Source organism: Limnohabitans sp. (assembly GCF_017848645.1).
GTDB lineage: Bacteria > Pseudomonadota > Gammaproteobacteria > Burkholderiales > Burkholderiaceae_C > Limnohabitans_A.
In genome coordinates this window covers 35266-57068 of the sequence record NZ_JAFEIF010000007.1, presented here as the reverse complement: position 1 = coordinate 57068, position 21803 = coordinate 35266, and the positions used below count along the sequence as shown (strand labels likewise).

Sequence of the window (21803 nt, the reverse complement as noted above, 5' to 3'; positions counted from 1 at the left end):
CTCCATGACCACATCCGCCAGACCCATCCGCAGCCAGTACGAAGACTTCATGCGCCATGTCTACACGACGGGCGTGCAAAAAGGTGACCGCACAGGCACGGGCACGCGCAGCGTGTTTGGCCACCAGATGCGTTTTGACCTGAACGAAGGTTTCCCGCTGGTCACCACCAAAAAGGTGTTTTTGCGGGCCATCATCGTCGAGCTGCTGTGGTTTTTGCGCGGCGACAGCAACGTCAAGTGGCTGCAAGAGCGCGGCTGCACCATTTGGGACGAATGGGCGCGCGAAGATGGCTCTCTCGGCCCCGTTTATGGGGTGCAGTGGCGCAGCTGGCCCACGCCGGGCGGCGGCCACATCGACCAGATGCAGCAGGTCATGGACACCCTCCAAAACAACCCGGACAGCCGCCGCATCATCGTGAGTGCCTGGAACGTGGCCGAGCTCGACCAGATGGCGCTCATGCCCTGCCATGCGTTCTTCCAGTTTTATGTGGCACCACCCCAAAAGGTGGGGGACAAGCCCAAGCTCAGCTGCCAGCTGTACCAGCGCAGTGCCGACATCTTTTTGGGTGTGCCTTTCAATATTGCCAGCTATGCGCTGCTGACCCATATGGTGGCCCAGCAGTGCGACATGGACGTGGGCGACTTCATCTGGACCGGGGGTGACTGCCACATTTACAGCAACCACCACGATCAAGTCGAGCTGCAGCTCAGCCGCGCGCCCATGGCGTACCCGACCTTGAATATCAAGCGCAAACCCGCTTCGATTTTTGATTACGAGTTCGAGGACTTCGAGGTCGTGGGCTACGAATGCCACCCCGCCATCAAGGCGCCCGTTGCTGTTTGAGTCCCGGTCTGATGAAGCTGCACCTGATTTACGCCCGCGCCCGCAATGGCACGATTGGCAAAGACAACCAGATGCCCTGGCACCTGCCCGAAGACCTGGCGCACTTCAAGCGCGTGACGCTGGGCCAGCCGGTCATCATGGGGCGCAAAACCTGGGATTCTCTGCCTGAGCGCTTTCGGCCCCTGCCCGGCCGCTTGAACATCGTCATCACCCGCCAGCCTGAATGGCAGGCCGATGGGGCCTTGCGTGCAGCCTCCATCGAAGGGGCCATGCGCCTGTGTGGTGACGCGCCCGATGCCTGGATCATGGGTGGCGCCGAGATTTACCGCCAGGCCGAACCCCTGGCCAGCACCGCGGTGGTGACCGAAATCGCGCAGGATTTTGAGGGCGACGCCTTCGCCCCCGTGTTGGGCTCAGATTGGCGCGAGGTGCAACGCGAAGCGCACACCTCGTCCAGCGGCATGGCTTATGCCTTCGTCCGCTACCAACACGACGTTTGAAGCAGCTTCAGAAGCACCCGCCTGAAGCCTCAGGCGGGTTGCCCCAAACTCAATCAGCTTGGGTTTTGCCTTTGGTTTTGCGTGTAGCCGCCCCCCGGCCTTGAGGTTCGGGAGCTGCTTGTTCCGGCTGTTGCGCGCCAGTTTGCCCTTGACAGTGCGCGACCCACATCTGGCGCAGCGCCCCTTCAAAGTCCCGGGTGTACTGGTCAATGTTCCAGGCCGGGCAAGCCTGCAGGCGCTCGCGCATGCCTTGTTTGAGCGTCAGGAGGGCCGCACGGTCGCGGGCCTTGGCCACGGCAATTTGCACATACTCGGTGTCAGTTGCGGCCACCCAATCTGTCAGACCTGCCGCGCTCATGAAACTGGCCCCCATGCGCGAGACAAAATTGTGGCCCGCCAGCGCCACCACCGGCACCCCCATCCACATGGCTTGCAAACTGGTGGTACCGCCGTTGTAAGGAACGGTGTCCAGCGCAATGTCCACATCGGCGTACTCGGCCATCATGTCTGTCAGGCCCACCGGCCCCCTGAACTCCAAGCGCTCGGCCGGGATGCCCAAAGCGGCAAAGCGCTGCGTGAACACCTCGACAGCCCCCAGGTCCTTGAAACTGGGCGCTTTGAGCAACAAGCGCGAGCCGGGCACTTGCTGCAGCACCTGGGCCCACAGGCGCAAGGTGTGCGGGGTGAGTTTGGGCACGTTGTTGAAGGAACCAAATGTCAAAGGGCGCTCGGCATGGGCCTGGCCATAGGCCGGATAGGGGTAATCGGTTTCCGGCGCATAGCAAAACACGCTGTGCGGCAAACGCAGCACCTGCTCACTGAACAAGGCCTCACTGCCTGGCGGGGCCACCACCGCATCCGCGACCAACCAATCGATGTTGGGCACGCCGGTTGAGCCGGGGTAACCCAAGAACGTGGCTTGAACGGGCGCTGCGCGTTGCCCGAACAGACTCATGCGCTGCATGCTGGTGTGGCCGGACAAGTCCAACAGGATGTCGATGCCATCGTCCTCGATTCGACGGGCCAATTGCCTGTCATTCCAGGCCGCCACGTCGACCCAGCGGGCCACCCGGCTCTTGGCCTGCTGGGTCTGGTCGTCGTACGACACACCTGTGAAGTACACCGTCACCTCCAGCGCCTGGCGGTTCAGACGGGCCAGCACGGGCTGCATGAAAATGTTCACCGGGTGCTGGTGGTGAAAATCTGCCGACACCAGGCCCAATCGCAAAGGGCGCTGTGGGTCAGGCTTGTTTTTGAAACTGCTGACCTGACGGGCATGGTCACCCAGATGCTTGAACAAATCGCGGTGCAGATCGGCCACCTCTTGGGCGCTCAGCCGGTCGCTGTAGAGCGAACTCATGGCCGCGCTCGAATGCATTTTGGAGCCCGGACCCTCCTCCTCCGCCAACTCTTTGTACAGCCGCAAGGCGGTATCGGCATCGCCCGTGCGACCTGCCACGCTGGCCATCATGGATTTGGCACCCGACTGGGGCGCGATGGCTTCGGCTTTGGCCAGCGACTCCAAAGCCCCTTGCATGTCCCAGCTTTCGGCCAGCGAATGGGCCAGGTTCCAATGCGCCGCACCACTGTCCGGGTGCAAAGCCACATTGCGCCGCAGCACCTCTTGCGCTTCTTGCCAGAGGTTGTAGCGAAACGACAAATCGGCCAAGCGCGACAAAGTGGGCTCTGCGGTCCCGACACTGGCCCGCTCAAAAGCTCGGTGCGCGTCTTGCGTCATGCCCAAACGCATGAAGATGTCGCCCAGGTCCATTTGCATCTCGGCGCGCTCGTTGTCATCCAGGGGCTCGGTAGCCAGACGCACAATCAGCAAAGCCTGGCGCATGGATTCCAGCGCCCTGGGCACATCGCCGCGCTCCAGTCTGAATTTGGCCATGCGCCAATGCAGCGTTCGGGCCTTGGCCGCACCACCCGACTGCAAGGCCCGGTGGTACTCCACGGCCCCTGCATCAAACTGCCCCAAGTCCTCCAGCAAGCGCGCCATGGACAAACGCGCCTCAAACCGGTCCGGCACCAAACCGATGGCTTTGGCATAACAAACCTGGGCTTGCTGGTGCTGGGCCTGTTGGCGACACAAGTGCCCCGCCTCCAACCACGCGCTGTAATTGTTCGGGAAATTTTTGAGCAGCTGGGCAAAACCCTCCCGTGCTTGCATCTGCAGCCCCTGCAAAACGAGACACCTGACCCATTGCAGGGCCGCAGGCTCCAGTTGTGGCACCTCTTTGAGCACCTGTTCGTAGCTGGCCTGCGCTTGCGCCCATTGGCCGGTTTTGAAAAATTCATGGGCTTGCTGAAAAGCTTGGGCCACAGCGGCCGACAACTCGATGGTGACTTGCTCGGCCGAGTTCTCATTCGAATCAAGGGATGGGCTGTTCATGGTGTTCCACGGGAAGATCAAGACAAGGATTTTCCATGCGTTAAGCCTCATTAAGACAACAATTTGTAAAAATTCATTGGTTTTTTCTCTAAAGATGACCCGTTGCCACACCCACCACCACAGCCCTACTTGGCACTGCTCCGCCCAAACAACGCCCCTTAAACTCTTGCATAGCCGCTCAACAGGGAGCGGCCAATATCAGGGCGTCAAAATGGAAAAAAAACAACTGCTGAATGTGGGGTGCGGCCCACTTGGACGCGAACACGGTTTTACAGGATTTGAAGATTGGCAAGAGGTTCGCCTGGACATCGATGCGTCCGTGCAGCCCGATGTCATTGGCACCATGACCGATATGTCAGCAGTGCCATCGGGCTCGATCGATGCGATCGTTTCAAGCCACAACATCGAACACCTCTACCCCCATGAGGTGCCTCTGGCATTGGCCGAATTTGTGCGGGTTCTCAAACCGGATGGCTTGGTTTTGATCACTTGTCCGGACTTGCAATCGGTCTGTGCGCAAGTGGCCCAGGGTGCTTTGGCATCGCCCTTGTACGAGTCCCCGGCTGGTCCCATTTCTGCTTTGGATATTTTGTATGGCCACCGTGGAGCCATGGCCGCTGGCAATTTGTACATGGCCCACCGCTGTGGCTTCACGCTCCAGGTGCTGGCCGACACCATGCGAGCCTGCGGTTTTGCCAAATCTGTGGGACGGGCGCGCCCTGCACACTATGACCTTTACCTGCTGGCCGCCAAACAAGCCATTTCCGACGATGCCATTCGCAAGTTGGCAGCCCGGCATTTGCCAGTGTAGGAACCCCGGCGAACGGGGTGAGAGGTTGTCGGGTCAATCCATCTTCGCCAAGCGCTCAGCTAAACTCAAAATCTACCCGACAGACCCACATAAAACTGATCATGAAAATTGCCACCTGGAACGTCAACTCCTTGTCTGTGCGCCTGCCCCAGGTGCTCGACTGGCTGGCCGCCAACCCGACCGATGTGCTGGCTTTGCAGGAGCTCAAACTCACCGACGACAAGTTTCCCGCCGCCGCCTTGGCCGAAGCGGGTTACCGGGCGCAATGGTTTGGCCAAAAAACCTACAACGGTGTGGCCCTGATTTCCAAAGACGAGGGCGCGGATGTGGTGAAAAACATCCCCGGCTTTGAAGACGACATGTCCCGCGTGATCGCGGCCACCTATCCTGATGGCGCAGGCGGCACGGTTCGGGTGATCGGCGCGTATTTTCCCAACGGCCAGGCGCCCGACAGCGACAAGTTTGTCTACAAAATGCGCTGGCTGGACGCGCTGCGCGAGTGGGTGGGCAGCCAGATGCAGCAGCACCCGAACCTGGTGCTGCTGGGCGACTACAACATCACCTTTGACGAACTCGATATGTGGGACCCGGTGGGCTTGGCGGGCACCATCCACTGCACCGACGCCGAGCGCGAGAAGCTCCAAGCCCTGATCGGCCTGGGCCTGACGGACAGCTTCAGATTGTTCGAGCAACCCGAAAAAAGCTACAGCTGGTGGGATTACCGCGAGTTCGCGTTCCGCCGCAACCGGGGCCTGCGCATCGACCACATCCTGATTACACAGGCCCTCAAGGCCCGCGCCAGCGCCTGCGTGATCGACCGGGCCCCGCGCAAAAACGAGCGACCCAGCGACCACGCGCCGGTGGTGCTGACGCTGAGCAATTGATGAACAGCCTGTAGGTCGGGGCCTTGAGGTCTGATATTTTTTCGAAGCGACATTTTCAAACGGTAAGCTGCGCTGTGTCGGACCTGAAGGCCCGACCTACCGCCCCACTTATGCCGCCTGCGGCATCAGGAACTCGCGGCTGATGCGCCCGCCCAGCACATTCACCCGCTCCAAAAACTGCGTCAGATAAGCGTGCAAACCCGTGGCCAGGATCTCGTCGATGCGGCCAAAGGCCAACTCCGAGCGCAAACGGCCTGCGTGGCGCAAGGTGTCGCTGTCTGCATCGTGCGAGACCAACTTGAGGTTGGCCACCACCTCGTTGAGGCTCGCGTGCAGTGAGCGCGGCATGTCCGGGCGCAAGATCAGCAACTCGGCCACGCGCTCGGGGCGAATCACATCGCGGTAAACCTTGCGGTACACCTCAAAGCCGCTGACGCTGCGCAAGATGGCACTCCAGTGGTAGAAGTCGTATTCCTGCGCACTCTCGGTCTCGGGTGCGCCGTATTGAGGTGCACCAAAAAAATCGTTTTGCATGGCGTGGAACTTCACATCCACCAACCGCGCCGTGTTGTCGGCCCGCTCCAAAAACGTGCCCATGCGCATGAAGTAGAGCGACTCGTCCATGAGCATGGTGCCCACTGTTACGCCGCGCGACAGGTGCGAGCGGAACTTGACCCACTCAAAGAACTGACCCGGATCGCGCTCGAACTCACCGCTTTTGAGCATGCGGTTGACTTCGAGCCAGGTCTGGTTTTGTGTCTCCCACACCTCGGTGGTGAGCGTGCCCCGCACGGCGCGGGCGTTTTCTCGCGCAGCGCGCAGGCACGACAGGATGGACGAGGGGTTGTTTTCATCACGGACCATGAAGGCCATCACATCGCGGGGGTTGATGGTTTTGTAGCGCGCCAGGTAGGACGGCAACAACTCGCTGATGGACAAAAGGCCCTCCCAGCCCGCCTCTACAGCGGCGGCCGACTGCGGCAAAAGCGAGGTCTCGTAGCTCACGTTCAGCATGCGGGCGGTGTTTTCGGCCCGCTCCATGTAGCGGGACATCCAGAACAGGTGATCGGCGGTTCTTGAAAGCATGTGTGTTCTCCCCTTTTAATCCTGCAAGATCCAGGTGTCCTTGGTGCCGCCGCCTTGGGACGAGTTCACCACCAAAGAGCCTTCTTTCAGCGCCACGCGAGTGAGACCACCGGGCACCATCTGCACCGTGCGGCCACTCAGCACAAAGGGCCGCAAATCAATGTGGCGCGGGGCGATGCCGCTGTCCACATAGGTGGGGCAAGTGGACAAGCTGAGCGTGGGCTGGGCGATGTAGCCCTCGGGGTTGGCCAGCAAGGCACCGCGAAAGCGCTCAATCTCTTCCTTGGTCGATGCCGGGCCGACCAACATGCCGTAGCCGCCAGCGCCGTGCACTTCCTTGACCACCAGGTCTTTCAGGTGGGCCAGGGTGTACTGCAGGTCGTCAGGCTTGCGGCACTGGTAAGTGGGCACGTTCTTCAGGATCGGCTCCTCACCCAGGTAGAACTTGATCATGTCGGGCACATAGGGGTAGATCGACTTGTCGTCGGCCACGCCCGTGCCCACCGCGTTGCAGATCGCCACATGCCCGGCCTTGTAGGCGTCCATCAGGCCCGCGCAGCCCAGGGTCGAGCTGGGGCGGAACACATTCGGGTCCAAAAAGTCGTCGTCCACACGGCGGTAGATCACGTCCACCCGCTTGGGGCCGCGCGTGGTGCGCATGTAGACGAACTTGTCTTTGACAAACAGGTCTTGGCCTTCCACCAGCTCCACACCCATTTGCTGGGCCAAAAACGCGTGCTCAAAGTACGCGCTGTTGTACATGCCGGGCGTGAGCACCACCACCGTGGGCTCGGCCGTGGTGGCGGGGCTGCTGGCACGCAGGGTCTCCAGCAGCAAATCGGGGTAATGCGCCACCGGGGCCACGCGGTGCTGACTGAACAGCTCAGGGAACAGGCGCATCATCATCTTGCGGTCTTCCAGCATGTAGCTCACGCCGCTGGGCACACGCAGGTTGTCTTCAAGCACGTAGTACTCGCCCTTGCCTGCGCTGTCGGGGGCGCGCACGATGTCGATGCCGCTGATGTGTGAATAAATTTGATTGGGCACATCCACACCCACCATCTCGGGGCGGAACTGGGCGTTGCGCTCGATCTGTTCGCGCGGCACCACCCCGGCCCTCAGGATGTCCTGGTCGTGGTAGACGTCGTGGATGAAGCGGTTCAGGGCGGTGACGCGCTGCACCAAACCGGCTTCCATGCTTTTCCACTCTTGAGCGGCAATGACGCGGGGGATCAGGTCAAACGGAATCAGGCGCTCTGTGCCGCCCTCGTCCGTGTTCGCGTCTTCGTCCTTGTCGCCATACACGGCGAAGGTGATGCCCACGCGCCGAAAAATCATCTCGGCCTCTTCGCGGCGAGAGGCCATGGTTTTCGGGTCCTGCGCAGCCAGCCAGCGGGCATAGGCCTGGTAATGGTCCCGAACTTCACCGCCCTGCCCGCCAGCGGGCAAGCGGCTGTACATCTCATCGAATTGGCGCATGGCTCTTCACTCCTGACATAAGCTTAGCAAGATGTATACCCAAACCGCTTGAACCAAATCGTTTGTACCGATTCGCTCAGGGCGCAAGGCGGTGGTGCCAGTAGCGTTGGCGCTGTGTCCGCTCGCACTGCACTTGACTTGGGGCCTCGCTGCGCCAGGTGGCCGCGCCACAGCGGGTGCTTTCCACCAAGGGGATGCCCAATCCTTGGTAGCGTGCCACGACCTCGGGGGCCGGGTGGCCAAAGCGGTTGCGGTAACCGGCCTGCACCAGCGCCAGCCGGGGTTGCAGGGCCTGCAAAAATGGCTGGCTCGACGAAGTCTTGCTGCCATGGTGGGGCACGAGCAAGACGTCGACAGGGCGCAGACCTGAGGCCAGCAAGGCCTGCTCTTGTGCCCATTCGATGTCGCCCGCCAGCAAAACAGAAGCCTGCGCCGCGCTGATGCGCAGGACACAGCTGACCTCGTTGGGTTGAGGTTTTCGGGGTGTTTTCGAGGAACTTGGCTGTCCGCCAGAGGCCAGCAGATCCAGTTTTTCTGGCGGGTGCAACACTTCAAAGCGCACCCCATCCCACACCCAGGCCTGCCCGGCCTGGCAGCGCGTCCAGCCCGGCCGCAAGGCGTGCAAGCCGTGTTCGTCTTCCAGCGAAGACCAAAGCGCCGCCTGCGGCTGCATGGCCAACACGGCCGCCGCGCCCCCGGTGTGGTCGCTGTCGCGGTGGCTGAGCATCAAGGTATCGATGCGCTCGCCCATTTGCGCCAGCAAAGGCACCAGCACCCGGTGCCCGGCGTCACTCTCGGCCGAGTAACGCGGCCCCGCGTCGTACAGCAGGCTGTGCGTGGCGGTGCGCACCAGCACCGCATTGCCCTGCCCCACATCGGCCGCCAGCAACTCAAAGCTGCCAGGTAAGGGGCGCGGGGGCGACCAAAACAGCACCGGCCAAAGCAGTGGCAGACACAAGAGCTTCCAGGACAGCGGCAGGCGCAGCACCAGGCCCACCGCCCCCAGCAGCGCCAGCAAAGCCAGGCCCCAGGGCGGCACGGCGCTCGACCAAGTGGCCATCGGCCAGGTCGCCAGCCAGCCCAGCACCGCCTGCAGGGGCTGCAAGGCCCAGGCCGCCGAGTCCCACGCTGCGGGCATACCCACGCCCAGCATGGCCAGCGGCGTGACCACCAAGGTCACCCAGGGGATGGCCAGCAAATTGGCGAGCAATCCCACCAGCGACACCTGCCCAAAAAACAGCAGGGTCAAAGGGGCCAAAGACAAAGTGACGGTGGCCTGCTCGCGCGCCAACGCCAGCAACTTGGCCCCCAGCGTCAGCATCCATTTCCCCAAATGCCCAACCCAAACCGCCTGCGCCCATGCACCCCAACGGTGCTCGCCGGGCGCTGGCCCGGTGGCCACACGCCATGTTGGTGCGTTCTGCGCATCCCTTTGTGGTGCACCCGAGTTCGCATCACTCGCTCCCAAAGCCGATGGCGCATAGGCCATCAACACCCCCACAGCCACAAAGCTCAGCCAAAACCCAGGCTGCAGCAAGGCCCACGGGTCCCAGCCCAGCACCACGGCGCAGGCCGTCAACCACACCAGCGTCCCATGCCAATGGCGCACCGACAGGCGCAGCACCAACACCACCCCCAGCATGAGCAAGGTGCGCTGCGCAGGCACGCCCCACCCGCTGAACAGCGCATAAAAGGTGGCCAGCACCAGACCCGACCACGCCCCCACATGGCCGGCAGGCCAGCGCAAGGCCCCGCTAAAACCCCACAGGGCCGAACGCCGCCAAAGCCAGCCCACAAGTGCCGAAGCCAACCAGGCGAACATGGTCACATGCAGGCCCGAAATGCTCATCAGGTGCGCCACGCCCGTGGCCCGGAACACATCCCAGTCGCTGCGCTCAATAGCGGCCTGATCGCCTGTGACCAAGGCGGCCACCACCCCCGCCCGCCGGGCGGTCTCGGCATCGCTGCCGGGTGGGGACAGCTGGGTCAATAAGCGGTCACGCACCGACTGCCGCCAAGCCTCGATCGGGTGCGCCCAGGTGCTGCCCAGGCGTTGCGGTGCTGGGTCTTTGGCGCGGTTGCGCACGTAGCCGCTGGCCCGGATGCCCTGCTCCCACAGCCACAGCTCGTAGTCAAAACCACGCGGGTTCAGGTGCCCGTGCGGCGCTTTCAGGCGCACGCGCAAGCGCCAGCGCTCCCCGGGCTTGACCGGCTCGGGCGAGGCAGACAGGCTCCAGCCGCTGTCGTGCGTGCCCTCTTGCCCATACCAGCCCAGCACCACCTGCGCGGGCACATCAACATCGAGCTGCAGGTCGTGTCGGGCCCCCGATGTGTCCAGCAGCCAGGCTTGCTCAATGCGAAATCGAAAGCGCCAGCCCAGGTCTTGGCGCTGGGGCATGGCCTGCACCACGCCCACCACGTCCAAGTCTTGGCCTTCCAGCGCCGGGTCTATGGTGTGGGCCCTGGTCCAGGCGTGCAAGCCGGTCACATGGAAGGCCGTTGCCGCCCACAGCAAACCCCATAAGACCCACCGCGCTGAGAGGGTCAGGCGATGACCATTCGGGTACTGGCGTGCCCACCACCTCAGCAGCAAGGCAGTCGACATAACACACGCCAAGCCCAGCCCATAGGCCGCCACGGGCCACAAATCGGCTTGTTGCAACTGCAGCGCCACGCCCAGGCACCAGGCCAGCAGGCCCCCGCCCAGCCCTTGCGCCCAGCCCATGGACCTCATGGGCCACCTCGCAGTGCCTGCAAACACGCTCGCCGCTTCAAAGCATGTCCGACTGGCCTGTGGCTTGACACCCTCCCCCTCGCCTGCAGGGCAGGCGCACCGCATCGTTTCATCTCAGCCTCCCTGATTTGGCTGTTTTTGATCTCGTTCACTCTGGCGCTCTGTGTGTGGGGCTGCGTTGGTCTGAACCGAAAACGGTGGGTCCACCTTGTCCCGCTAGCCCCGCTGGCGCGTGTCTTGCTTGTTTTTAAACGCCCAAGCTGCATTTGTCATGCGTGCAGCCCCTGTTGCGCTGAACGAGATATGTCGATACACGTTGCCCTGCACCACGTCACCCACTACACCTACGACCGTCCCGTGCAGCTTGGCCCCCAGGTCATCCGCCTGCGCCCGGCCCCACACAGCCGCAGCCGCATCCTGAGCTACAGCCTGCAGGTCGAACCTGCAGAGCACTTCATCAACTGGCAGCAAGACGCCTTTGCGAACTACCAGGCGCGACTCGTTTTCCCGAAAAAAACCACCGCTTTCAAAGTCACGGTGGACGTGGTCACCGAAATGGCCGTGTTCAATCCCTTTGACTTCTTTTTGGAGCCCTCGGCCGAAGAAGTGCCCTTCAAATATGCCGACACGGTGCGCGAAGAGCTCCAGTCCTACCTGGTCAAGGATTCCAAAACGCCGCTGTTCAAGAAATACCTGGCCAGCATGGACCGAAAGCGCCAGCGCACCATCGATTTTTTGGTGCAGATCAACCAACGCCTCCACCAAGACATCCGTTACACCATCCGCATGGAGCCGGGCGTGCAAACGCCCGAAGAAACGCTGGCGCTCCAAAGCGGGTCTTGCCGCGATTCGGCTTGGCTGCTGGTGCAGCTGTTCCGCCACATGAACATCGCCGCCCGTTTTGTCTCGGGCTACTTGATCCAGCTGGCCCCGGATGTGAAATCGCTCGATGGCCCGAGCGGCACCGAAGTCGACTTCACCGACCTGCACGCCTGGTGCGAGGTGTATTTGCCCGGCGCGGGCTGGGTGGGGCTGGACCCGACCTCGGGCCTCTTGGCTGGCGAGGGCCACATTCCGCTGGCCTGCACGCCCCAGCCGTCTGCCGCTGCACCCATTGAGGGCCTGATGGACGAGGCCGAGGTCGAGTTCCACCACGAGATGAGCGTGACGCGCATCCACGAGTCACCCCGCGTGACCAAGCCTTACAGCGAAGAACAATGGGCCGATGTGCTGCAACTGGGAGAGCAGGTCGATACCCAACTGCAGGAGCAAGACGTGCGCCTGACCATGGGCGGCGAGCCGACTTTTGTGTCGACCCAAGACCGCGATGGGGCAGAGTGGAACACCGACGCACTGGGCCCGACCAAGCGGGGCCTGGCCACCGAGCTGGTGCACAAGCTGCGCCAGCAATACGGGCAAGGCGGCTTTTTGCACTTTGGCCAAGGCAAGTGGTACCCCGGCGAGCAGCTGCCGCGCTGGGCACTGAGCATCTACTGGCGCGCCGACGGCAAGCCCTGCTGGCAAGACCCGGCCGTGTTTGCCGACGAACGAGAGCCCAGTGCCTACACCCGCTTCGACGCGCTGCTCTTCATGCAAGCCTTGACGCAGCATTTGGGCCTACCGGGTGACACCGTGCTGCCGGGCTACGAAGACACCTGGTACTACCTCTGGCGCGAACGCCGCTTGCCCGTGAACGTGGACCCGTTGGACGCCAAGTTGGACGACGAGATGGAGCGCAACCGCTTGCGCCGCATCTTCAGCCAGGGGCTGGATGCGGCAGTGGGTTATGTGCTGCCGCTCCAACCCATCGATCCACCCGAGGGTAAGAGCCCCGTGCTGACCGGAACGCAGTGGCAAACCGGCCGCTGGTTTGTGCGCGACGAGCGCATGTACCTCATGCCCGGAGACTCTCCCATGGGCTGGCGTTTGCCGTTGGACTCGCTGCCTTGGGCAGCGCCCACGGAACGTTGGCAGATGATTGAGCAAGACCCCTTTTCGCCTCACCTCGCACAGCGCGGCGCCCTGCCCTCCCAAGTCCCTGTCACATTACAGCCGCGCCATGTCCCTGCCCAAACTGCATCGGTCGCGCCCCAAAAATTCAAGTCCGACCCGTCGGTGGTGCGCACCGCCTTGTGCGTGGAAGTACGCGACCCAAACCGCGCCAACGGCCCCAAAGCCGAAGCCGAAGCCGATGCCATGGCCAAGGGTGAAAAGTCCGGCGTGCTTTACGTGTTCATGCCGCCGCTGGCGCGCCTCGAAGACTACCTGGCGCTGCTGAGCGCCGTCGAAGCCACCGCCAAAACCCTGGGCCTGAAAATCGTCCTGGAAGGCTACCCGCCACCCCGCGATCCGCGCCTCAAACTCTTGCAAGTCACACCCGACCCCGGCGTGATCGAGGTCAACATCCACCCGGCCCACAACTGGACCGAGCTGGTTCAGCACACCGAGTTTTTGTACCAAGCCGCCTTCGAGACGCGCCTGTCGGCCGAGAAGTTCATGACCGACGGTCGCCACACCGGCACCGGCGGCGGCAACCACATGGTGATGGGCGGTGCGACACCCGCCGACAGCCCGTTTTTGCGCCGCCCCGAGCTGCTGGCCAGCCTGATCCTGTATTGGCACAACCACCCGAGCCTGAGCTATTTGTTCAGCGGCATGTTCATCGGCCCCACCAGCCAGGCCCCGCGTGTGGACGAAGCGCGCAACGACCAGGTCTATGAGCTGGAAATCGCTCTGCGAGAGATCACGCGCAACCGCAAAAAATTCGGCACCGACATGGCACCCTGGGTGGTCGACCGCACCCTGCGCAACATCCTGGTGGACGTCACCGGCAACACCCACCGCAGCGAGTTTTGCATCGACAAAATGTATTCCCCCGACAGCAGCACCGGGCGCCTGGGCTTGCTGGAGCTGCGTGCGTTTGAGATGCCGCCGCATGCCCGCATGAGCATCGTGCAGCAGTTGCTGCTGCGTGCGCTGGTGGCCCGTTTCTGGGACGAACCCTATTCAGCGCCCGTCACGCGTTGGGGCACCGAGCTGCACGACCGCTTCATGCTGCCGCACTGGATCCACAAGGACTTTGACGACGTGCTGACCGAGCTGGGTGATGCGGGCTTCCACTTTGACCCGAGCTGGTTCGCGCCGCATTTCGAGTTCCGCTTCCCGCTGGTCGGGCAAATCAAGGTCGATGGCGCGGTCGTCACCCTGCGCAATGCGCTGGAGCCTTGGCACGTCATGGGCGAAGAAAGCGGTGCAGGCGGCACGGCCCGCTATGTGGACTCGTCGCTGGAGCGCATCGAGGTGCATGTGACAGGCATCAACCCGGCGCGACACACGGTGACGGTGAACGGCCGCCCCCTGCCCCTGCAGCCCACGGGCGTGGTGGGCGAATACGTGGCCAGCGTGCGCTACAAGGCCTGGAACCCCCCTTCGTCGCTGCACCCGAGCATCGGCGTGCACGCACCGCTCACGGTGGATTTGGTGGACACCTGGATGAAGCGGTCTCTGGGCGGCTGCCAATACCATGTGGTGCACCCCGGTGGTCGCAGCTACGACAGCTTCCCGGTCAACGCCTACGAGGCTGAAAGCCGCCGCCTGGCGCGCTTTTTCCGAATGGGGCACACGCCCGGCGCGATGAAACAACTGCCCACCCTGCGGCCCAACGCCCAGCTGCACGCCAGCCCCGAGTTCCCGCACACGCTGGATTTGAGGCGACAATCCATTGATGAATGACCGCTCGCCCCGACCAGACGGTGCCCCAGCATCTGCTGCCCTGAAGGGGCTGGTGCTCGAACACGAAGCCGCGCCCACCGGGCATTGGGACGAGCTGCGGGGTGAAGTCTCCTCCCCCAAGTCGGACACAGCCCGCAGCATCAGTGCCCCATGGCAGCGCTTCCTCGCGCCCTTCCTCGCGCCTTTGGACCAGACGGCCCAAACCCACGAGGCCACCATGAACGCCGACCTGAACACCCGCATGGCCAACCTGCAGCGGCAGGTGCGCGACAACGGCATCACCTACAACGTGTACGCCAGCGCGGACCAGCCGCAGCGCCCCTGGTCGCTTGACCTGTTCCCGCTCATGCTCAGCCACACCGACTGGCAGCAGATCGAGGCGGGTGTGATGCAGCGCATGCAGCTGCTCGAACGCATCATGGCCGACGCTTATGGCCCGCAACAGCTGGTGCTGCGTGGCCAGTTACCCGCCGCCTTGGTGCAAGGCCACCCGGCCTATTTGCCCGCCATGCACGGCGTGGCCCCGGTGGGCGGACGCTATTTGTCCTTGGCCGCGTTTGACTTGGCGCGTGGGCCAGACGGCTGCTGGTGGCTGCTGTCGCAGCGTACGCAAGCGCCCTCGGGCCTGGGCTACCTGATCGAAAACCGGCAAATCGTCTCGCGCTTGTTTCCGCAGGCCTTTGAGGCGTTTCCGGTGCAGCGGCTGGCGAACACTTATCGCACCCTGATCGATGGCATCAAGGCCCGCAGCCCTGCAGGCGCTTCGGCGCACATCGCCCTGCTCACGCCCGGGCCCTACAACGAAACTTATTTTGAGCACGCGTACCTCGCCCGCTATCTGGGCCTGAGCCTGGTGCAGGGCAACGACCTGACGGTGCGTGACCAAAAGCTGTACCTCAAAACCCTGCAAGGCCTGCAACCGGTGCACGGTTTGCTCAAGCGGGTGGACGACGACTGGATTGACCCGCTGGAGCTGCGCGCCGACTCCACGCTGGGCGTGCCCGGCTTGCTGCAAGCGGTGCGCAGCGGCAACGTGTTGGTGGCCAACACGCCCGGCTCGGGCTTTTTGGAGTCGAACGCGCTGCTGGGCTTCATGCCCGGCCTGGCGCGGGAACTGCTCGGGCAAGAACTGCAACTGCCCGCCATCCCCAGCTGGTGGTGCGGCGAGGCCGCGGCGCTGCAAGATGTGCTGCCACGCATCGCGGATTGTGTGATCAAGCCCACCTACCCCCACCACACCGACCGCCACAGTTTTGAGCCGGTGCTCAGCCACCGCCTGTCGCCCCCAGAACAAGCCGAATGGGCCCAGCGCATCGCGCGCGACCCCGATGCCCACACCCTGCAGTCTTGGTTGCCGCTGTCGCACCAGCCCACTTGGCAAACCGGCCCTGATGGTGCCTTCAGCATACAGTCGCGCCCGGTGGTGCTGCGCGTGTTTGCGGTGGTCGACGCCCAAGGCGGCTGGCAGGTTTTGCCCGGAGGCCTGGCCCGGCTGGGTACACGCGAAGGCATCGCCTCGATGCAGCGCGGTGGCTCCAGCGCCGACGTGTGGGTGCAGAGCCCAGCCGCGGCACCCCAGGCCAGCAGTCGAGGTCAGGGGCCATCGCCCATGACAACGGCAGCCCCGACGCAAACACAAAATCAGTCACAGTCCCAGTCTCAATCCCAAACACCCTCGCCACTTCAGCCCACAACGCCTGCCCAGCCCACCACAACCGCCACCACCAGCACCCCGGCCGCCAGCGACGCCGTGGCGCAGCGCCAACGGCTGGTCACCAGCCGCGCCGCAGAAAACCTGTTCTGGATGGGCCGCTACACCGAGCGCACCGAAAACACCTTGCGCTTGGTCCGTCTGAGCCTGGAAATTCTAGGCAGCGAAAACCAGAACTTGCCCTGTTTGCTGAACTTCATCACCCGCTTGGCCACGCGCCACGGCCTGGTGCGCGCAGGCGTGCCTGCCGCGGCACAAGCGCACCGCGTGTTCGAGCGCTCCTTGATCGCTGGTTTGTGGGACCAGGAACTGGCCACCAGCGTGGGCTTCAACCTGCGCTCGGTGCGCCTGGCCGCCGCCTCGGTGCGCGAACGCCTCTCGCCCGAACACTGGCGATTGCTGGAACAAGCCGAATCGCGCTTTTTCCAGCAGGCCAAAAGGCCCGGCTTGGCCCAATCCACCCCAGACGCCTTGCCCGACACCGTGGCGGTGCAGCGGCTTTTGGCCGACACGAGCCAGATGCTGGCCGCGCTCACCGGCGCACAAACCGACCGCATGAGCCGCGACGACGGCTGGCGCTTGCTCTCCATGGGCCGCCACATCGAGCGGCTGGAATTTTTGTCGCACGCCTTGAGCGAAGCCGTGCAGCTGGGCCTGATCGAAGAACAAGCCGGGTTTGACGCAGTGCTCGACCTGTTTGACAGCACCATCAGCTTCCACGCCCAGTACCAGCAAAGCCGTACGCCCCATGCCCTGGTGGACCTGCTGGTGACCGACCCGGACAACCCCCGCTCGCTGGGCTGGGTGGCGCACACGCTGCGCTCACGCTTGAAGCGCATGGGCCATCTGGCCGATGGGGCAAGCTTGCCTTTGGCCGAGCGCCTGCCCGCGCTGATCGAGCTGCGGCCCGAGGCGCTGTGGCCCTTGGACAATTCACAAGACGACACTTCACGGGGCGCGGGCTCAAAAACCAGCCCCGGCGCCACGACCCCAGCCATGGGCCAAACATGGCCCCTGCAGGCCACACTCGGCCAGTGCCAAAGCGCCGCACGCGAGGTCTCGGACCAGCTGTGCAGCCTGTTTTTCACGCACAGCGGCGAAGCCCGCTACAGCGTGGGCGCTTGAAGTTCAGAGCACAAGACACCCCATGCGCCTGGCCATCACACACGACACCCGCTACCACTACAGCCCCTCGGTGCAAACCGCGCAACATGTGGCCCACCTGCAAGCGGCCGACACGCCTTGCCAAAACGTCCTGCGCCACACGATGCAGATCTCGCCCGAGGCTTCGGTGCAGCACAGCATCGACGCTTTTTTGAACCACCGCGCTTATTGGGCGCTGACGCACCCGCACGAAGGCCTGAGCGTGCGGACCTACACCGAGGTCGAAACCCGCGCCATCGCCCCCATCGCACCCATCGCACCTGCCAGTGCCCAGCAAAGCTGGGAAGCCGTGCGCGAGCACTTCCGCTACCGGGGTGGCCAGGCGGGTGATGTGCATGCAGGCATGGTCTTTGGCTCGCACCATGCGCCGGTGCACACCGCCTTTGCGGGCTATGCACAAAGCAGTTTCACGCCCGGGCGCTCGCTCATGCAAGCGGCCCAGGCCCTCACGGCCCGCATGCACCGCGATTTCCATTACGAAACGGCCAGCACCGACATCAACACCCCCGCTCTTGAGGCGCTGCAAAACAAACGTGGGGTTTGCCAGGACTTTGCCCACATCCTGGTGGCCTGCCTGCGCTCGCTGGGCTTGCCCGCCCGCTACGTGAGCGGCTACCTGCTCACCCAGCCGCCGCCGGGTCAGCCCCGCCTGGTGGGCAGCGACGCCTCGCACGCCTGGGCCTCGGTTTATGTGCCCGAGCTGGCCAGCCACGCCAGCCAAGGCTGGCTGGACCTGGACCCGACGAATGACCGCTGCGGCCTGGCCAGCCCGGGCGAAGACTACGTGCGCCTGGCCGTGGGACGCGATTTTGCCGATGTCTCGCCCCTGCGCGGCGTGCTGCAAGGCGGCGGCGCGCACACCCTCGAGGTCGCCGTGACGGTGGCGCCTCTGGACATTTGATCTTGACGTTTGATCTGGACCAGTGATCTGGGCGTGTGAAATCGGCAGCCATCCACCCGCCCCTTCAGCGACAATCTCCCTTTTGCCACTCCTGCACAGGCGGGAGTCCCTCTTCAACCCGCGACCGAGAACACCACCATGAGCGTTTACGACACCCTGAAAGCCCTGAACATCGAACTGCCCCCCGTGGCCGTGCCTGCTGCGGCCTATGTGCCCTTTGTGCAGACCGGCAACCTGGTTTTCCTGTCCGGCCACATTGCCAAAAAAGACGGCAAAGTCTGGGCCGGCCAACATGGCAAAAACATCAGCACCGCCGAAGGCCAACAAGCCGCCCGCGCCGTGGCGATTGACCTGATGGGCACCCTGCACGCCGCTGTGGGCGACCTGAACAAGGTCAAGCGCATTGTCAAAGTGATGAGCCTGGTCAACTCCACAGGCGACTTCACCGAGCAGCACCTGGTCACCAACGGCTGCAGCGAACTGCTGGGCCAGGTGTTTGGTCCCCAGGTCGGCGCGCATGCCCGCAGCGCCTTTGGCGTGGCGCAGATTCCCATGGGCGCTTGCGTCGAGATCGAACTGATCGCCGAAATCGGCTGATCCACGGCCATGCCCATTGAGCTGAGCAAAGAAGACCGCGCTCAGGCGATTGCCAGCATCGAGCGCTACTTTGAGGCCAACTTCGAGCAAAAGATCGGCAACATTTCTGCCGGTGCCCTGCTTGGTTTTGTCCTGGAAGAAATCGGCCCCAGCATCTACAACCGCGCCGTGAGCGATGCCAAAGAGCGCATGCTCATGCGCGTGGAAGATCTGGAATACGAAGTTCGTGCGGACGAGTTTCAGTATTGGCAGAAGTTCAATAAACGAAAACCATGAACAAGGCCCTCATCGCGCTGACCCTGCTGGGGAGCCTGTCGGGTTGCGGCCTGATTTCAACGCAAGGCGTGTACGAAGAAATCCGTGCCCAGGAAAGGGCCAAGGCCGTGGGCAGCGGCACCGCCCCAGGAACCCCGCTGCCGTCCTACGATCAATACCAAAAAGAGCGCTCAGTGCTCTCACCCGAACCCCGTTGAACACTGCATGCACACTGTTGAACTGAAACACGCTTACCGTTTGCTCAACCACGGCCCCACGGTGCTGGTGGGCAGCCATCATGCGGGCCGCGCCAATGTCATGGCGGCAGCTTGGGCCATGCCCTTGGACTTTGACACGCCCAAGATCGCGGTGGTCATCGACAAATCCACCCTCACACGGGAGCTGATCGACGCCTCAGGCGTGCTCAGCCTCAACGTGCCCTGTGTGGCCATGAAAGACCAGGTCATGGCCGCTGGGGGGTTGAGTGGCAAGGAACACACCGACAAGCTGGCCCGTTGCCAGATCAGCACTCAGCCCGCGCCACTCACCGGTGTACCGCTGGTCGATGGATGCACCGCACAGCTGGAGTGCCGTGTGCTGCCCGCGACAGCCCATGTGGCCGGGCCGCACGATTTGATCCTGGCCGAGGTCGTTGGCGCGTGGGCCGATGAACGCGTGTTCAGCCAAGGCCGCTGGCACTTTGAAGACGCAGCCCCCGAACTGCGCAGCTTGCACCATGTGGCAGGCGGTCACTTTTATGCCACTGGCGAGGCCTTCCAGGCTTTGCCTATGGCCAACCCCTGAATTTCCAACCCTTGACCTTTCACCCCCCAGGAGACTTTGATGACCCTTTCCATGTCCCGTGCCAGCCTGCCCGTGTGCACCCGCATGCTCACCAACCTGAGCCACATCCTGAGCAAAGCCGATCAGTTCGTCGAAGCCAAAAAGATCGACCCCACGGCGCTCACCACCTACCGCCTGGCGCCTGACATGTTCCCCTTGACCCGTCAGGTGCTGATTGCGTGCGACGCCGCTAAAAACGGCTTGGCGCGGCTGTCCGGCGTCGAAGCGCCCAAGTTCGAGGACACCGAAACCACGCTGGCCCAGTTGCAAGAACGCATCCAGAAAACCCTGGCCTTCATCGCCACCGTGCCTGCAGCGGCCTTGGACGGCACCGAGGACAAGGAAATCACCTTCCCCGCAGGCCCGGGCAAAACCCGCACCCTCAAAGGTGAGGATTACCTGTGCCACTGGATTCTGCCCAACCTGTACTTCCACATCACCACGGCCTACAACATCCTTCGCCACAACGGCGTGGAGGTGGGCAAGTTGGACTACCTGATGGGCTCCGCCCACTGAGGCGATCACTACCCGGCCATACAGGCCACTGCCCGATCACCTGATCTGGGCTAAGGCTTGGACTGCGCATCGCGCAGGGCGTCCCGTGCAGCTTCGGCCAAGGCAGTGCAATCTTGGGCCGACTGTTGAGCGCCGGCACACCAAAAACTCTCCTCAATGGCCTGCGCCAAAAACGTCAAGCTTTCTTCAGTGGAATGCCTTTGCTGGCCACGGCCCAGGGCTTGCAAGCCATAAAGCCGAATGTTCAATGTGTCAGGACCGATCTGGCGGCGAAGGTATTGCCGAACATACGCTTGTGCCTCACCCTGACCAAGCTCCCCCAGCAAGACCAACGCATTGGTCTGAACCGGCAGGCTCGGTCTTGTTGCCGCGGCATTGACAGCTGTGGGTTCTGGCTCCAGCAGTGGGACCAGACTCAATAAGGCCGCATCGTCCAGATGCGCCAACTGGCCCAAGGAAACACCATGAGGCCCCGCATCTTGGACCAAAGGCAACAACTGCTCTGCGTTGATGCGTGCCGCCGAGAAAGGCAGCATGCCCGTTGCCGCGTGCATTCTTGGCATGTTGACGATGGAGCCCAATTGCGCAAAATTGGCCGACTCGTAGGTGGCCAGTACCGACGATTGCGGCATGGGCATGTAGGTCATGATCCGCTCAGGCACCGTGGCCAAACCAGGCGCATCGGGGTGGTACAAAGCGGCGGCGTGCCCCATCTCATGCGCCCAAATCACCCATTCGGGTGCACGGTCGTTGAAGGAGTCGTGTCTTTTGACATATAAAACAGGACGACCCAATTGAGGGGTACACCCCAGGATGTAACCCGCCGCATCCCCACACTGCGCGATCGCATCCACGATCACCAACTTGAGTTGCCCTTCCGCGGCCTGAATGGATTGCATCAAGTGGTTGTTGGCCCGACCCAAGCCCGTGTGGATTTGCACCGAGCCCAGCACCTCGAAACGCAAATTAACCCCTTGAGTCAACAACTGTCGACTGACGTCCTCAAGGCGTTGGCAAACATGGCCCACCCCATAAGCCAACAGGCTGTCTTCACGCCCCCGCCACACTTCCACCTGAATGACACGCCCCGCCGCCTGATCGCCCACACTGCAAGCCAAGGCCCCGGGGGCTGCGTTTTCCACCACCTTGGGTGCTGTGCTGTTGCAGCCAGTGATCAAGGCAACGATGCAACTGAACAGAATCCCTTGAAATCTGAAGCGCATGAATACCCCCTGTAAAAGATATTTACAAAGTATTCATTCAATGAACCAAGCCGTCAACTGTTGTGAAAGATTCAATTGTCCCCAAACCCCGTGCCCAAAGCTGTGGACAAGTGCTTGAACAAGCCGCC

General features: G+C 62.9%; 17 protein-coding genes. 12 read left to right on the top strand and 5 right to left on the bottom strand.

Annotated elements, in window-relative coordinates; all coding sequences use genetic code 11:
• The first annotated feature begins 4 nt into the window (after window positions 1-4).
• Together QZ190_RS02280 and QZ190_RS02275 are read left to right on the top strand one after the other, a co-directional pair.
• Window positions 5-844 carry a thymidylate synthase gene (locus tag QZ190_RS02280; RefSeq protein WP_291913039.1) on the top strand — a complete coding sequence of 280 codons (840 nt, stop codon included), beginning with the start codon at window positions 5-7 and terminating at the stop codon, window positions 842-844.
• A gap of 11 nt (window positions 845-855) precedes the next feature.
• The gene (locus tag QZ190_RS02275; protein ID WP_291913038.1) at window positions 856-1344 is read left to right on the top strand and encodes a dihydrofolate reductase; all 489 of its coding nucleotides are present in this window, start codon (window positions 856-858) and stop codon (window positions 1342-1344) included.
• A 49-nt stretch (window positions 1345-1393) separates the two neighbouring features.
• Here the strand turns inward: QZ190_RS02275 and QZ190_RS02270 are convergent, their stop codons facing one another.
• The gene (locus tag QZ190_RS02270) at window positions 1394-3739 is read right to left on the bottom strand and encodes a tetratricopeptide repeat protein (RefSeq protein WP_291913037.1); all 2346 of its coding nucleotides are present in this window, start codon (window positions 3737-3739) and stop codon (window positions 1394-1396) included.
• A gap of 211 nt (window positions 3740-3950) precedes the next feature.
• Here QZ190_RS02270 and QZ190_RS02265 point away from each other — a divergent pair, with 211 nt between their 5' ends.
• Together QZ190_RS02265 and xth are read left to right on the top strand one after the other, a co-directional pair.
• Window positions 3951-4550, top strand: coding sequence for a methyltransferase domain-containing protein (locus QZ190_RS02265; protein ID WP_291913036.1), 600 nt, complete (start codon window positions 3951-3953; stop codon window positions 4548-4550).
• A 101-nt stretch (window positions 4551-4651) separates the two neighbouring features.
• Window positions 4652-5434 carry an exodeoxyribonuclease III gene (gene xth, locus QZ190_RS02260; RefSeq protein ID WP_291913035.1) on the top strand — a complete coding sequence of 261 codons (783 nt, stop codon included), beginning with the start codon at window positions 4652-4654 and terminating at the stop codon, window positions 5432-5434.
• 108 nt (window positions 5435-5542) lie between these two features.
• Here the strand turns inward: xth and QZ190_RS02255 are convergent, their stop codons facing one another.
• The 3 genes from QZ190_RS02255 to QZ190_RS02245 form a co-directional block, all read right to left on the bottom strand.
• Window positions 5543-6520, bottom strand: a complete 978-nt coding sequence (locus QZ190_RS02255) for an alpha-E domain-containing protein (RefSeq protein ID WP_291913034.1) — start codon at window positions 6518-6520, stop codon at window positions 5543-5545.
• A gap of 15 nt (window positions 6521-6535) precedes the next feature.
• Window positions 6536-7999 (bottom strand): circularly permuted type 2 ATP-grasp protein, encoded by a 1464-nt coding sequence (locus tag QZ190_RS02250; protein WP_291913033.1) that lies wholly within the window; start codon window positions 7997-7999, stop codon window positions 6536-6538.
• A 76-nt stretch (window positions 8000-8075) separates the two neighbouring features.
• Entirely contained in the window at window positions 8076-10733 is a 2658-nt protein-coding gene (locus QZ190_RS02245) for a ComEC/Rec2 family competence protein (RefSeq protein WP_291913031.1), read from the bottom strand.
• Window positions 10734-11036: 303 nt separating this feature from the next.
• On the opposite strand from QZ190_RS02245, the gene QZ190_RS02240 reads away from it, so the two are divergent.
• The 8 genes from QZ190_RS02240 (at window position 11037) to QZ190_RS02205 (ending at window position 20452) form a co-directional block, all read left to right on the top strand.
• Window positions 11037-14465: a DUF2126 domain-containing protein gene (locus tag QZ190_RS02240; protein WP_291913029.1), complete on the top strand. Its 3429-nt coding sequence runs from the start codon at window positions 11037-11039 to the stop codon at window positions 14463-14465.
• Window positions 14458-17301, top strand: a complete 2844-nt coding sequence (locus QZ190_RS02235; RefSeq protein ID WP_291913027.1) for a circularly permuted type 2 ATP-grasp protein — start codon at window positions 14458-14460, stop codon at window positions 17299-17301. The genes QZ190_RS02240 and QZ190_RS02235 overlap by 8 nt, the downstream gene beginning before the upstream one ends.
• Window positions 17302-17323: 22 nt before the next feature.
• Window positions 17324-18241 (top strand): transglutaminase family protein, encoded by a 918-nt coding sequence (locus tag QZ190_RS02230; RefSeq protein WP_291913025.1) that lies wholly within the window; start codon window positions 17324-17326, stop codon window positions 18239-18241.
• Between the two features lie 138 nt (window positions 18242-18379).
• Window positions 18380-18838 carry a RidA family protein gene (locus QZ190_RS02225; RefSeq protein WP_291913023.1) on the top strand — a complete coding sequence of 153 codons (459 nt, stop codon included), beginning with the start codon at window positions 18380-18382 and terminating at the stop codon, window positions 18836-18838.
• A gap of 9 nt (window positions 18839-18847) precedes the next feature.
• Window positions 18848-19114 (top strand): DUF2164 domain-containing protein, encoded by a 267-nt coding sequence (locus QZ190_RS02220; protein ID WP_108362741.1) that lies wholly within the window; start codon window positions 18848-18850, stop codon window positions 19112-19114.
• On the top strand, window positions 19111-19311 hold the full coding sequence (locus tag QZ190_RS02215) for a hypothetical protein (protein ID WP_291913019.1): 201 nt from the start codon (window positions 19111-19113) through the stop codon (window positions 19309-19311). Before QZ190_RS02220 ends, QZ190_RS02215 begins: the two co-directional genes overlap by 4 nt.
• 7 nt (window positions 19312-19318) lie before the next feature.
• Window positions 19319-19897, top strand: a complete 579-nt coding sequence (locus QZ190_RS02210) for a flavin reductase family protein (protein WP_291913018.1) — start codon at window positions 19319-19321, stop codon at window positions 19895-19897.
• 39 nt (window positions 19898-19936) lie between these two features.
• The gene (locus QZ190_RS02205; RefSeq protein WP_291913017.1) at window positions 19937-20452 is read left to right on the top strand and encodes a DUF1993 family protein; all 516 of its coding nucleotides are present in this window, start codon (window positions 19937-19939) and stop codon (window positions 20450-20452) included.
• Between the two features lie 50 nt (window positions 20453-20502).
• On the opposite strand, the gene QZ190_RS02200 is transcribed toward QZ190_RS02205, so the two are convergent.
• Window positions 20503-21675: a hypothetical protein gene (locus tag QZ190_RS02200; RefSeq protein ID WP_291913016.1), complete on the bottom strand. Its 1173-nt coding sequence runs from the start codon at window positions 21673-21675 to the stop codon at window positions 20503-20505.
• Window positions 21676-21803: the final 128 nt, after the last annotated feature.